This window comes from Mycobacterium sp. Aquia_216 (assembly GCF_026723865.1).
Classification (GTDB): Bacteria; Actinomycetota; Actinomycetes; order Mycobacteriales; family Mycobacteriaceae; genus Mycobacterium.
In genome coordinates, this window is the sequence record NZ_CP113529.1 from 6,036,004 (window position 1) to 6,048,793 (window position 12,790).

Below are 12,790 nucleotides of genomic sequence, written 5' to 3' on the forward strand. Positions count from 1 at the left end.
TCGGATGGAGGCCGCAGACGACGCACTAATCCGGCTTGAAGGGGTTGACCGCGAACTGGATCACCCGGTACGGCGCGGACACCCGGGCGCGGGTGTCCCACTGGCTGACGAATATTCGGAGTTCGTCGAGCGTGGAGCCGGGTGAGATGTAGCCGCCATACGGTTGGGCGAGCCGGTTGTCATAGGGCGGCGGCAGGCTCTCCGCCGGCTCGGGCCACTCGTCGTGCTGCACCACGGTGGTAACCGGTGCCTCCCCCAAAACCGTTGGGTCGTTGGCCACCCGGACCTCCATGTTGCCGGTGCTCGCATTGAAGTAGGACAGCACCGCCTTGCCCTCGATCTGCCGGACACTCATCTCCCCCACCTGATCGGGCCACAACGGCGTCGGCGGTTTGCCCCAGCCGCCGCCCGGCCCGACCGCCCAGCCCTGCCACCGCGACCGGTCGGTAAAGTTCTGCGGCGCAACCCGATACAGCACCACCGGCTGACTGCGGGTGAAGCTGTTGGCCACGATGTACACCCATCCGCTCGGCGAATCGGCGGTCGGGATCGGGTCGTAGTAGCCGCTGACCTGAGTCTGCGAGCCGCCCTGGTAGGAGCCCTCGCGCTTCGACCCGGGAACGGACTGCCATTCCGCATGCGCCGCCTCGGCGCTCACCAGCCGCGAGCTCTGCGGCTTCAGGTCCTTGGTCGTCGTCACCATCAGGTAGTTGCGCCGGTTGATCTGCACCACTCCGGCGGGCAGCTGCGAGTCCCCCGACGGTGTGGGATCAGCCAGCAGCGGTTTGCCGATCCCGGTGACGCCGGTATAGCGCACCCCGGCCGGATCGTCGACCGATGCGGTGTCGACGTGCAGGGCGACCGGCGAGTACCAGCCGCCGAACCCCACGCCCTGCCCCGCGAAGCTGTCGCCGCAGACCTGCAGCAGTTCGGTGGGAAACTCCAGGAATTCGCAGAGATCCGTGGCGCCGATACCGTAATCCTTTGTGGCCGTGCCTGTTCCGGCTGTCGGTCCGATTCGCACCACCTGACCCGGCGCCAGCGGCGCCAGGATAGGCCCGGGGGCCGGAGCCGGAGGATCGGCGTGTACCACCCAAAAAGATTGCGAGACAACCAAACACACCGCCGACGCAGCCAAGTACCGCGTACCGGGGCGAGTGTGGGCGGGCCTCACCCTCGGATCACAGTTCGGCGGCGAGCAACTCGGCGATCTGAATCGTGTTGAGCGCCGCACCCTTTCGCAGGTTGTCCCCCGAGACGAATAGCGCCAGGCCACGTCCGTCCCGCACTCCCGGGTCGCGCCGGATCCGGCCGACCAAGGACTCGTCGATTCCGGCCGCATCCAATGCGGTCGGCACGTCTACAACCTTCACTCCGGGGGCTGCGCCGAGCAGCTCCCGGGCGCGGTCCGGGGAGATCGGCCGGGCGAACTCGGCGTTGATCGACAGCGAGTGCCCGGTGAACACCGGGACCCGCACGCAGGTCCCGCTGACCAGCAGGTCGGGAATGCCCAGGATCTTGCGGCTCTCGTGGCGCAGCTTCTGGTCCTCGTCGGTCTCCCCGGAGCCGTCGTCCACCAGCGACCCGGCCAGCGGCAGCACGTTGAACGCGATGGGCGCGACGTAGGTCTTGGGCGTCGGAAACTTTAGCGCCCGTCCGTCGTGCACCAACTGCTCGGCGCCGTCGATGACCGCGCGCGCCTGCGTCGCCAACTCCTCGACACCGGCCAAGCCACTACCGGACACGGCTTGGTAGCTCGAAACCACCAGGCGCACCAGTTGGGCTTCGTCGTGTAGCGGCTTGAGCACCGGCATCGCGGCCATCGTCGTGCAGTTGGGATTGGCGATGATGCCCTTGGGCAGGGCGGGAGCGTCTCGCACATCCCTGTCGAAGTTGACTTCCGAGACCACCAACGGCACCTCGGGGTCCTTGCGCCAGGCCGACGAATTGTCGATCACCGTCACTCCGGCCGCCGCGAACCGCGGCGCCTGCACCAGCGACATCGTCTTGCCGGCCGAGAACACCGCGATGTCCAGGCCGGTCGGGTCCGCCGTCGCGGCGTCTTCGACCTCGATCTCCTGGCCGCGGAACGGCAGTTTGCGGCCCTGCGAGCGGGCGGACGCGAAAAACCGCACCGTCCCCCCACTATCCAGAGCCGGGAAGTCGCGCTCGTCGAGCAGATTGCGCATCACCTGGCCCACCTGACCGGTGGCACCTACTACCCCTATTGCAACCATCTAGCGACCCGTCCCCGCATACACCGTGGCCTCCTCCTCGCCGCCGAGCCCGAACGCCTCGTGCAACGCCACGACGGCCTTGTCTAGTTCGGTGTCGCGGCACAGCACCGAGATGCGGATCTCGGAGGTGGAGATCAGCTCGATGTTCACACCCACCTCGGCCAGCGCCTCACAGAACGTCGCGGTGACCCCGGGATGGCTGCGCATGCCCGCTCCGATCAGCGACACTTTGCCGATGTGGTCGTCGTAGAGCAGCTGAGTGAAGCCGATCTCCTCCTTGAGGGAGTCAAGCTTGGCCACCGCCGTGGGCCCGCTGTCGCGGGAACACGTGAAGGTGATGTCGGTCTTGCCGTCCTCGATCTTGGAGACGTTCTGCAGCACCATGTCGATGTTCACGTCAGCCTCGGCGATGGCCCGGAAGACGCGGGCCGCATATCCGGGGATGTCCGGGATCCCGACGACGGTCACCTTGGCCTCGCTGCGATCGTGCGCGACTCCGGTCAGAAGGGGGCTTTCCATGGGCGTGTCCTTGATCGATCCGACGACGACAGTGCCTAGTTTGTCCGAGTACGACGACCGGACGTGCACCGGCAAGTCGTAGCGGCGGGCGTATTCGACGCAGCGCAGCATCAGCACCTTGGCGCCGCACGCCGCGAGCTCGAGCATTTCCTCGAAGGTGACGGAGTCGAGCTTGCGGGCGTTGGGCACGATCCGCGGGTCCGCGCTGAAGATGCCGTCGACGTCGGTGTAGATCTCGCAGACGTCGGCGTGCAGGGCGGCGGCCAGCGCGACGGCCGTGGTGTCCGAGCCGCCTCGGCCCAGCGTGGTGACGTCCCTGCTGTCCTGGCTCACACCCTGGAAGCCGGCGACCAACACGACGTCGCCTTCGGCGAGCGCGGACTGCAGCCGGGTCGGTGTGACGTCGATGATCTTCGCGTTGCCGTGCGTGCCGGTGGTGATGACGCCGGCTTGCGAGCCGGTGAACGACCGGGCGCGGGCACCGAGCGATTCCACCGCCATGGCCACCAGCGCGTTGGAGATGCGCTCACCGGCCGTCAGCAGCATGTCCAGCTCGCGGGCCGGCGGCACCGGGCACACCTGCTGAGCCAAATCCAGCAGGTCATCGGTGGTGTCCCCCATCGCCGAGACCACGACCACGACGTCGTTGCCCTGCTTTTTGGTCTCAACGATGCGTTCCGCGACGCGACGGATCCGGTCGGCGTCGGCCACCGAGGATCCGCCGTACTTCTGTACGACGAGCGCCACTGTTTCTCTGCCTGCCCTTCCACACCCACAGACGCGGTTCAAGTTCACAACAGGATACGTGGCGGCGCATCTCGTTTTCTGACCCGATGGCGGGCATCACAGCCAGCGGTTTTGGTCTCGATTCGGTGTGGTTTTCGCCTGGGCGCTGATCGCGGTAGAGTTCAGACCGTGCAGCGGGTGTTCCTTCTCGGACGCCGCGACGGGGCCTGATCCAGACCGGCTTCCCGTCGCGGGTGTTCGCGATGCGCCGGTCTGAAGTCCCTTCTGACATCCCCGGAGCAATTACCGTGACCAACTTTTCCGCACCCGCCAGCCCCGACGCCTATACCTCTATCTCTTCCAAGGCCCGTACCGTCGAAAAGCCCGCCGGTCCGCGGCGGCCCGACCAGCCCGCGTGGAATCCGCAGCGCGGCTCGTCGATGCCGGTCAACCGCTACCGCTCGTTCGCCGAGGAAGTCGAGTCGATTCAGCTCGACGGCCGCACCTGGCCGGACCGCGTCATCAACAGCGCGCCGTTGTGGTGCGCGGTGGACCTGCGCGACGGCAACCAGGCGCTGATCGACCCGATGAGCCCGGCCCGCAAACGCCGCATGTTCGACCTGCTGGTTGGCATGGGCTACAAGGAGATTGAAGTCGGGTTCCCGTCGGCCAGCCAGACCGATTTCGACTTCGTCCGCGAAATCATCACCGACGGCGCCATTCCCGACGACGTCACCATCCAGGTGCTGACTCAATGCCGGCCGGAACTGATCGAGCGCACCTTCCAGGCATGTGAGGGCGTGCACCGGGCGATCGTGCACTTCTACAACTCGACGTCAATCCTGCAGCGCCGCGTGGTGTTTCGTGCCGACCGGGACGCGGTGCAGGCCATCGCGACCGAGGGCGCCCGCAAATGCGTCGAAGAGGCGGCCAAATACCCGGACACGCAATGGCGATTCGAGTATTCGCCGGAGTCCTACACGGGAACGGAATTGGAGTACGCCAAGCAGGTGTGCGACGCCGTCGGCGAGATCATCGCACCGACGCCGGACAACCCGATCATTTTCAATCTGCCCGCCACTGTGGAGATGGCGACTCCCAACGTCTACGCGGACTCGATCGAGTGGATGAGCCGCAACCTGGCCAACCGGGAGTCGGTGATCCTGAGCCTGCATCCGCACAACGACCGCGGAACCGCTGTCGCCGCAGCCGAATTGGGCTACCAGGCCGGCGCCGACCGGATCGAGGGTTGCCTGTTCGGCAACGGGGAGCGCACCGGCAATGTCTGCCTGGTGACGCTGGGGCTGAACCTGTTCTGCCGCGGCGTGGACCCGCAGATCGACTTCTCCAACATCGACGAGATCCGCCGCACGGTGGAGTACTGCAACCAGCTGCCGGTGCATGAGCGTCACCCGTACGGCGGCGATCTGGTCTACACCGCGTTCTCGGGCAGCCACCAGGACGCCATCAACAAGGGCCTGGACCAGATGAAGGCCGACGCCGACGCCGCGGATTCCGACGTCGAGGACATGCTCTGGCAGGTGCCGTATCTGCCGATCGACCCGCGCGATGTCGGCCGCACCTACGAGGCGGTGATCCGGGTCAACTCACAGTCCGGCAAGGGCGGGGTGGCCTACATCATGAAGGCCGACCACGGCCTGGCCCTGCCGCGCCGGCTGCAGATCGAGTTCTCCCAGGTGATCCAGAAGATCGCCGACGGCGAAGGCGGTGAGGTGTCGCCGAAGGAGATGTGGGAAGCGTTCTCCGAGGAGTACCTCGCGCCGATCCTGCCGCTGGAACGGATCAAGCAGCGTGTCGACGCCGCCGAGGAAGACGGCGGCACCACCAGGATCGCCGCGACGGTCAAGATCAACGGGGTGGAGACCGAGATCAGCGGTGCCGGCAACGGCCCGCTCGCCGCGTTCGTGAATGCGCTGGGGGACGTCGGGTTCGACGTCGCCGTCCTGGACTACTCCGAGCACGCGATGAGCTCCGGCGACGACGCGCAGGCCGCCGCGTATGTGGAGGCTTCGGTGGCCGTGCCGATCGCGAGCGCGGCGACGTCGGGCGAAGCGGGTCGGCGCGCGGACGGCCCGAGACGCACGGTGTGGGGTGTGGGCACCGCCCCGTCGATCACCACCGCGTCACTGCGTGCCGTGGTGTCGGCGGTCAACCGCGCCGCGCGCGGATGATCGACTATGCCAGTCTGGACAGCAGTGTCCTCGCCAGTGTTTGAGCCTGCGGGCAGGTGTCAGCCACGACGGTGAGGTAGATCCAGCGCTGCAGGACCATGGCGGTCGCGAACGGAGCCGGGAGGCAGTAGGCATCGTCGCCCAGGCCGGTGATGGGCGCGATGGCGCTGACGGTCTGCCGCTTGTGCGTCGCAAAGGTGTTGGACACCGAGTTCAGGCAATCCTGGTTGGGGGCCTTGCCATCCGTGCAATCACCCCAGAACAACGTGAAGCTCATCGCGGCGCCCGACGCCGGCACGGAGGTGCAGTCCTGATCGCCACCGATGCCGGTCCGGGTGCGGCGAGGCGGCGGGAACGGCCTGCCGATGGCCTGGCTGATATCGGCGGCGCTGAGCAGCGAACACAGGTCCGCCGGTACACGAACGAGCTCGGCGTTGTTCGCCGACCCGGCGCCGGCGCCGCATGCCGACAGCACGAGGGCGGCGCCCAGCCCTGTCGCCGCGGTGACTACTCGTCCGATCAGCATTTCCTGCCCACGCTCCCCGCGAATGAACCTATCCGCCGTGTGGGCCGCCGTGACCACAAAACCTCGGGCTGGGCTAAACGTCCGCGTCAGAACAGGGCGAGCTGGTCGTCGACGGCCGAAGCGTCGACGAACTCCTCCATGTTGGTGCCACCGATCACGGTGCCGACGCCGTCCATGAACTGCGCGTCGGACACCACCGGCACCCCGAGCTGCCGGGCCTGATAACCCTTGCCCTGTTCGGGGGCGGCGTCATTGCAGACCACCAGCGAGGTCTCGCGGTCGACGACATCGGTGTAGGCCAGCCCGGCGTGCAGGATCCGCTCGACGAGTTCCTCGTGCGTGCGCCGCACCTCGGCGGCCAGCGCCACCCGCATGCCCTGGACCAGCGGCCGGCCGCGGACATACGGCCCCGGGTTGAGATACGGGCAGGGCATCCGCGAGGCCAGCGCCTTCAACGGCCGCAGTTCGTCGTGGGTCACTCGGCCGTTGGGCCAGCGGCGCCGGGTGACCGGACGCACCGGCAACCAGATGTCGCGTTCGCGGGCCCGCTCGAGCGCGGACGCGAGAACGCCGGTCAACACCATCGCGTCGTCGAAGGCGTCGTGCGGCCGCTCCTGGGTGACGCCCCAGTGCGCGGCGAGGGTCTCCAACCGCAGATTCTCGACACCGAGATTGAGTCGCCGGGCCAGCTCGACCGTGCACATGACGCTGTCGACGGGAAGTTCGATGCCGGCGAGCTCGGACTCGGCGGCCAGGAATGCGTAGTCGAACGCGACGTTGTGCGCCACCAGCGTGCGGCCCCGCAGCACCTCGACCACGTCACCGATGATGTCGCCGAACTGCGGCTGATCTTCGAGCATGGCGGCGGTCAGCCCGTGCACGTGGGTGGGACCGGGATCGACCCCGGGGTTGAGCAGGCTGACCACCGATTGCTCAACCCGGCCGGCGGTGTCGAGGCCGAGTACCGCCAGGCTGATGACCCGCGCCTGCCCCGGCCGAAAGCCCGAGGTCTCGACGTCGATGACGGCCCAGCCCGTGTGCGGTTCGCCTGTCGGAAGACCCCAGGAGATCGGGTTCATGGACTGAGAATGGCACGCCGGACCGACATCGCTCGGTCGCTGCGCGGTCGTGTCGCCACATACTTGGAGGAAGGCGCGGCCCGGCGCCCGGCGCCCGGCGCCGCGCTTGCGATCGCCTTTAAACTGCTGTGAATGCTGACCCCCCGCGCACGTCTGGCTCTGGCCGCCGGAGCGACCGCGCGCTGGGCATCGCGAGTCACCGGACGCGGGGCCGGAGCGATGATCGGCGGCCTGGTCGCGATGACACTGGACCGCTCGATCCTGCGCCAGCTCGCGGTGGGCAGGAGAACCGTCGTCGTCACCGGCACCAACGGCAAGTCCACGACGACCCGCATGACGGCCGCGGCGCTGGGGACGCTGGGCAGGGTGGCCACCAACGCCGAGGGCGCCAACATGGATGCCGGCCTGGTGGCCGCGCTGGCCGCCGACGGCGGCGCCGCGCTGGCCGCCCTTGAAGTCGATGAGATGCACGTGCCGCATGTCAGCGACGCCGTCGAGCCGGCCGTCATCGTGCTGCTCAACCTGTCGCGCGATCAGCTGGACCGGGTCGGCGAGATCAACGTGATCGAACGCACGCTGCGGGCCGGCCTGGCCCGGCATCCGCGCGCGGTCGTCGTCGCCAACTGCGACGACGTGCTGATGACCTCGGCCGCCTACGACAGCCCGAACGTGGTGTGGGTGGCCGCCGGCGGCTCGTGGGCGAACGACTCGGTCAGCTGCCCGCGCAGCGGCGAAGTGATCGTCCGTGACCAGGGCCACTGGTATTCCACGGGTGCCGACTTCAAGCGGCCCAGTCCGCAGTGGTGGTTCGACGACGAGACGTTGTACGGGCCCGACGGCCTGGCCCTGCCGATGGAGCTGGCGCTGCCCGGCGCGGTGAATCGGGGCAATGCCGCCCAGGCCGTCGCGGCCGCCGTCGCACTCGGCGCCGCCCCCGCTGCGGCGGTCGCGGCGGCGTCGGGGGTGGACGAGGTCGCGGGCCGCTACCGGACCGTGCGCATCGGCCGGCACGACGCCCGAATTCTGCTGGCCAAGAACCCGGCCGGCTGGCAGGAAGCGCTGTCGATGGTCGACAAGCACGCGGCCGGGGTGGTCATCTCGGTCAACGGGCAGGTGCCCGACGGCGAGGACCTGTCCTGGCTGTGGGATGTGCACTTCGAGCACTTCGAAGAAACCGCGGTGGTGGCGGCCGGCGAACGCGGCACCGACCTGGCGGTGCGCTTGGGGTACGCGGGCGTCGAGCACACCCTGGTGCACGACACCCTGGCGGCCATCGAGTCGTGCCCGCCGGGGCGTGTGGAGGTCGTCGCCAACTACACCGCCTTCCTGCGGCTACACCGAGCGTTGGCGCGGCATGGCTGAATCCACGCTGCGGATCGGGCTGGTGTTGCCCGACGTGATGGGCACCTACGGCGACGGCGGCAACGCGGTCGTGTTGCGCCGGCGGCTGCTGCTGCGGGGTATCGCGGCCGAGGTCGTCGAGATCACGCTGGACGACCCGGTGCCGGAGTCCTTGGACCTGTACACGCTGGGCGGCGCCGAGGACTACGCGCAACGGCTGGCCACGCGGCACCTGCTGCGGTACCCGGGCCTGCAGCGCGCCGCGCAGCGCGGCGCCCCGGTGTTGTCGATCTGTGCCGCCGTCCAGGTGCTCGGGCACTGGTACGAAACGTCGTCCGGGGAACGGGTCGACGGCGTGGGCATGCTGGACGCGACGACCTCCCCACAGGATGCGCGCACGATCGGCGAGCTGGTGAGCAAGCCGCTGCTGGCCGGGTTGACCCAGCAACTCACCGGGTTTGAAAACCACCGCGGCGGCACCGTGCTCGGTCCCGACGCCTCGCCGTTGGGTGCGGTGGTCAAGGGCGCGGGCAACAGGCGCGGCGACGGTTTTGACGGCGTGGTGCAGGGCAGTGTCGTCGCGACGTACATGCATGGACCGTGTCTGGCCCGCAACCCGGAGCTGGCCGACCTGCTGCTGAGCAAGGTGGTGGGTGAGCTGGCACCGCTGGAACTGCCCGAGGTGGACCTGCTGCGCCGCGAACGACTGGCGGCGCGCTAACCGTGCGGGCCGAGATGGCGAAAATCAGCCCGAGACTGGCTGCCGGCGCCGCACTGCTCGGCGCGGCTGCGTTCATCACGTGGTCGACACCGGCGCGCGCCGACCCGGAAGTCCTGAACGGCCGGTACAACGTGCACTACGCGGACAACGACAAACCGACCGCGTGGCTCTTCGTCCCGTGCGGATCGGACTGCACCCGGGCGACCTCGCAAGATGGCGGGACGTTCGTTATCAGCTGGGAATTCCAACTCGTCAGTGGACGATGGACTCACAGCGGGACGGCCCAGGCGCCGTGCCCGAACGGCGCATCGGCCCCGGTGACTGTCAACTACAGCTTCGATGCCGTGTCGCTCGCGGGAGAAGGCCAGACGACGACGTCAGACGCGTGCAGTGGAGAGCCGAGCAAGACCTTTACCAGGCAATTCCAATTGAGCAAAGCCTGAGGAACGTCAGACCATGGGCCGGCGGTGAGGACCACACCGTCGACCCGCCCGCCGATGCGGCTCGGCTACCTGGGCAACAAGATTCCTTTTAGGACCAGACGCGACGCTTTCCTCGACGCCGACGCGAGTGCGGCGGCTCGAGAAAGAGGCCCCATGAATAGCACCTCAGCGACGATGGCCCGGACGACACGCCTTGGCGTGCTCGCGGCCTTGTTGACCACGGCCGCCGCGGGCTGGGCGGGTGGAGTCGCCGGCGCCCATGCCGCCCCGAGCGTTCCGGCCCCGCACACCGACCCCGGGATGCATGGCGACCCGGGCGCCGCCGCGCCCTACTGGCGCTATCAGCAGCAGCATCTCGACTGCGGGGAGATGGCGGTGGCCGACGTGATCGGCCAGATCAGCGGCCACGAGCCCAGCGAGGACGAGATCAATGCCGCAGCGGAAAACATTGCGAGCGCGGCCCACCCCGGGCCGATTTACCGCCCCGGCAGCAGAACGAGCAACAAAGACCTGGTGCCGCTCTTGGCGCACTACGGCGTGCACGCCGACGTGGTCCACCCCGATACCGAAGGATTGGTGGGCGCTCTGGATCACGGGCGCAAGGTGATCGCCGGGGTGAACGACCACGTCATCTGGAACGACTCCGGCGACCGCACCAAGCAAAACCACTTCGTCGTCGTCATCGGCATCGACAACGACGCCGGTGTGGTGCACCTCAACGACAGTGGCGTGCCCTCGGGCGGTGACGAGCAGGTTTCGATCGCGACGTTCGAGGAGGCCTGGGGCGCCGGCGACAATTTCGCCGTCTTGACGACGTGAACGCGCCGCGGATCAGACCATGGACCGGCGACCGGTCAGGGCTCGGCCCAGGGTCAACTCGTCGGCGAACTCCAAGTCGCCGCCCATCGGCAGCCCGGACGCGATTCGCGTGACGGTCAGGCCGGGAATGTCGCGCAGCACCCGGACCAGGTAGGTGGCCGTCGCTTCCCCCTCGGTGTTGGGGTCGGTCGCGATGATCACCTCGGTGATGTCCACCCCGTCGACCCGCTCGCCGATACGGCTCAGCAGCTCGCGGATCCGCAGCTGATCGGGGCCCACGCCGGACAGCGGATCGAGCGCGCCGCCCAGGACGTGGTAGCGGCCGCGGAACTCCCGAGTGCGCTCGACGGCCTGGACGTCCTTGGGTTCCTCGACGACACACACCTGCGTGCCGTCGCGGCGCGGATCGGCGCAAATCCGGCAACGCTCGTCGTCGGAAACGTTGCCGCAGACCGCGCAGAAACGGACGCCGTCGCGGACCTTCGCCAGCACGGCGGTAAGTCGGTCGATGTCCCGCGGTTCGACCGACAACAAGTGAAAGGCGATGCGCTGCGCGCTCTTTGGCCCGATACCCGGCAGCCTGCCAAGCTCGTCGATCAGGTCCTGGACCGGTCCCTCAAACATGTCGGTAGGTAGTCAGAGCCCCGGTACCTGCGTCGGTGGGGCCGGTGGAGCCGGAGGGCCGCCCAAGCCGGCGGTCAGCGACCCCAGCTGCTCCTGCGCCATCTGGGTGACCTGCTTGGAGGCGTCCACCATGGCGCCGACGATCAAGTCCTGCAACGTCTCGATGTCCGAGGGGTCGACGACCGACGGATCGATCTTCACCGCGATGACCTCGCCGCTGCCTTTGACAACCGCCTCGACCAACCCGCCACCGGCCTGACCGCGGATCTCGGCGTTCGCGAGCTGTTGCTGAGCCTCCATGAGCCTTTGCTGCATCTGCTGCGCCTGGGCGAGCAGCGCGGACATATCGCCTCCGGGTTGCATGACAATCCCCTCGCATCTTGGTCTCGAGTTGGTTTCGCCTGTGGGTGTCGGGCGATTCGAAACACCCAGCGTAGACCGCCCGCGGTTACCTTTGCGCCGTGGACCTACCAGTGAGCAGGCGTGTCGGGATCAGAACGATCATCGGAATGGTTGTTGCTGTTTCGACGATCATCATCCCGACGGCCACCGCGACCCCTTCCAACATCGCCGGCATGGTGGTTTTCATCGATCCCGGCCACAACGGCGCCAATGACGCGTCCATCGGCCGGCAGGTCACCACCGGTCGCGGGGGCACCAAGGATTGCCAGACCAGCGGCACCGCGACCAACACCGGCTATATGGAGCACACGTTCACCTGGGACACCGCGTTGCGGGTCCGCGCCGCGCTGACAGCACTCGGCGTCAGGACCGCCCTGTCCCGCGGTAACGACAGCGCGTTGGGGCCGTGTGTCGACGAGCGCGCCAACATGGCCAATTCATTGCGGCCCAACGCGATCCTGAGTATCCACGCCGACGGCGGTCCACCGTCCGGCCGCGGGTTCCACGTCAACTATTCGGCCCCGCCACTGAACCAGGTCCAGGCCGGCCCGTCGGTGCAGTACGCGCGGATCATGCGCGACCAGATGGCGGCCGCCGGCATCCCGCCGGCCACCTACATCGGCCAGAACGGACTGTACGGACGCTCGGACCTAACCGGCCTCAACCTGGCGCAATATCCCTCGATCCTGGTCGAATGCGGCAACATGAAGAACCCCGTCGATTCGGCGCTGATGGAGTCCCCGGAAGGCCGGCAGAAGTACGCCGACGCACTGGTCCGCGGTGTGGCGGGCTTCCTGGCCTCCCAGGGTCAGGCGCGCTGAACCATGCGGGCCGCTACCACGTGATTTCGGGTAGCGACGATGCCTTACAGCCGGTAGCGTAGACGCGGTCTCCTGGCTCGGATTAGCCACGAGGCCAGATCGCTTGCGGCCCTGGCAGTTTCGCTATCCGAATTTGGCTGCGCGAAAAATCGGGACGAACACCTAGCTAACATCAGGAACTTTGCCGAAACCTCTGTCGGAGCGCGGTGTCGTCCACTAGGGTTTGTTCCACTCATGTCGCTTAGACGTGCGGAGAGCATCGGTGAGCAACAAACCGTCGACGACGACAACAGCTGCGTTTTCGGCCGAGTCAACGACGACCGGCGACACCGCCCGGTGC

The 12,790-nt window shown here is 67.8% G+C and carries 13 protein-coding genes; 6 read left to right on the forward strand and 7 right to left on the reverse strand.

The genetic code is table 11. From position 1 onward, the window contains the following. Positions 1-25: 25 nt before the first annotated feature. Genes OK015_RS28420 through OK015_RS28430 form a run of 3 tightly spaced genes read right to left on the reverse strand, consistent with a single transcriptional unit; the run spans position 26 to position 3,503 of the window. Positions 26-1,174, reverse strand: a complete 1,149-nt coding sequence (locus OK015_RS28420; protein ID WP_442791180.1) for a DUF4185 domain-containing protein — start codon at positions 1,172-1,174, stop codon at positions 26-28. A gap of 7 nt (positions 1,175-1,181) precedes the next feature. Beyond that, positions 1,182-2,237: an aspartate-semialdehyde dehydrogenase gene (locus OK015_RS28425; RefSeq protein ID WP_268128287.1), complete on the reverse strand. Its 1,056-nt coding sequence runs from the start codon at positions 2,235-2,237 to the stop codon at positions 1,182-1,184. Further along, positions 2,238-3,503: an aspartate kinase gene (locus OK015_RS28430; protein ID WP_268128288.1), complete on the reverse strand. Its 1,266-nt coding sequence runs from the start codon at positions 3,501-3,503 to the stop codon at positions 2,238-2,240. It lies immediately after the preceding gene. A 242-nt stretch (positions 3,504-3,745) separates the two neighbouring features. On the opposite strand from OK015_RS28430, the gene leuA reads away from it, so the two are divergent. Beyond that, complete coding sequence (leuA, locus tag OK015_RS28435) at positions 3,746-5,674, forward strand: 2-isopropylmalate synthase (protein ID WP_268128290.1); 1,929 nt, start codon at positions 3,746-3,748, stop codon at positions 5,672-5,674. A gap of 4 nt (positions 5,675-5,678) precedes the next feature. Here leuA and OK015_RS28440 read toward each other — a convergent pair whose 3' ends face one another. Then, positions 5,679-6,200 carry a hypothetical protein gene (locus OK015_RS28440; RefSeq protein WP_268128292.1) on the reverse strand — a complete coding sequence of 174 codons (522 nt, stop codon included), beginning with the start codon at positions 6,198-6,200 and terminating at the stop codon, positions 5,679-5,681. An 86-nt stretch (positions 6,201-6,286) separates the two neighbouring features. Beyond that, positions 6,287-7,279 carry a DEDDh family exonuclease gene (locus OK015_RS28445; RefSeq protein WP_268128294.1) on the reverse strand — a complete coding sequence of 331 codons (993 nt, stop codon included), beginning with the start codon at positions 7,277-7,279 and terminating at the stop codon, positions 6,287-6,289. 132 nt (positions 7,280-7,411) lie between these two features. On the opposite strand from OK015_RS28445, the gene OK015_RS28450 reads away from it, so the two are divergent. From OK015_RS28450 to OK015_RS28465, 4 genes are all read left to right on the forward strand, one after another. Then, positions 7,412-8,641 carry a Mur ligase family protein gene (locus OK015_RS28450; protein ID WP_268128296.1) on the forward strand — a complete coding sequence of 410 codons (1,230 nt, stop codon included), beginning with the start codon at positions 7,412-7,414 and terminating at the stop codon, positions 8,639-8,641. After that, the gene (locus OK015_RS28455) at positions 8,634-9,341 is read left to right on the forward strand and encodes a type 1 glutamine amidotransferase (protein WP_268128298.1); all 708 of its coding nucleotides are present in this window, start codon (positions 8,634-8,636) and stop codon (positions 9,339-9,341) included. The genes OK015_RS28450 and OK015_RS28455 overlap by 8 nt, the downstream gene beginning before the upstream one ends. A 14-nt stretch (positions 9,342-9,355) precedes the next feature. Beyond that, on the forward strand, positions 9,356-9,784 hold the full coding sequence (locus tag OK015_RS28460; RefSeq protein ID WP_268128300.1) for a hypothetical protein: 429 nt from the start codon (positions 9,356-9,358) through the stop codon (positions 9,782-9,784). 153 nt (positions 9,785-9,937) lie between these two features. Then, positions 9,938-10,603 carry a C39 family peptidase gene (locus OK015_RS28465; RefSeq protein WP_268128302.1) on the forward strand — a complete coding sequence of 222 codons (666 nt, stop codon included), beginning with the start codon at positions 9,938-9,940 and terminating at the stop codon, positions 10,601-10,603. Between the two features lie 12 nt (positions 10,604-10,615). On the opposite strand, the gene recR is transcribed toward OK015_RS28465, so the two are convergent. Next, entirely contained in the window at positions 10,616-11,227 is a 612-nt protein-coding gene (recR, locus tag OK015_RS28470) for a recombination mediator RecR (protein WP_268128303.1), read from the reverse strand. A 12-nt stretch (positions 11,228-11,239) separates the two neighbouring features. After that, on the reverse strand, positions 11,240-11,590 hold the full coding sequence (locus tag OK015_RS28475; RefSeq protein WP_268128305.1) for a YbaB/EbfC family nucleoid-associated protein: 351 nt from the start codon (positions 11,588-11,590) through the stop codon (positions 11,240-11,242). A gap of 98 nt (positions 11,591-11,688) precedes the next feature. Between OK015_RS28475 and OK015_RS28480 the strand changes: the two genes are divergently transcribed. Then, entirely contained in the window at positions 11,689-12,450 is a 762-nt protein-coding gene (locus tag OK015_RS28480) for an Rv3717 family N-acetylmuramoyl-L-alanine amidase (RefSeq protein WP_268128306.1), read from the forward strand. Positions 12,451-12,790: the final 340 nt, after the last annotated feature.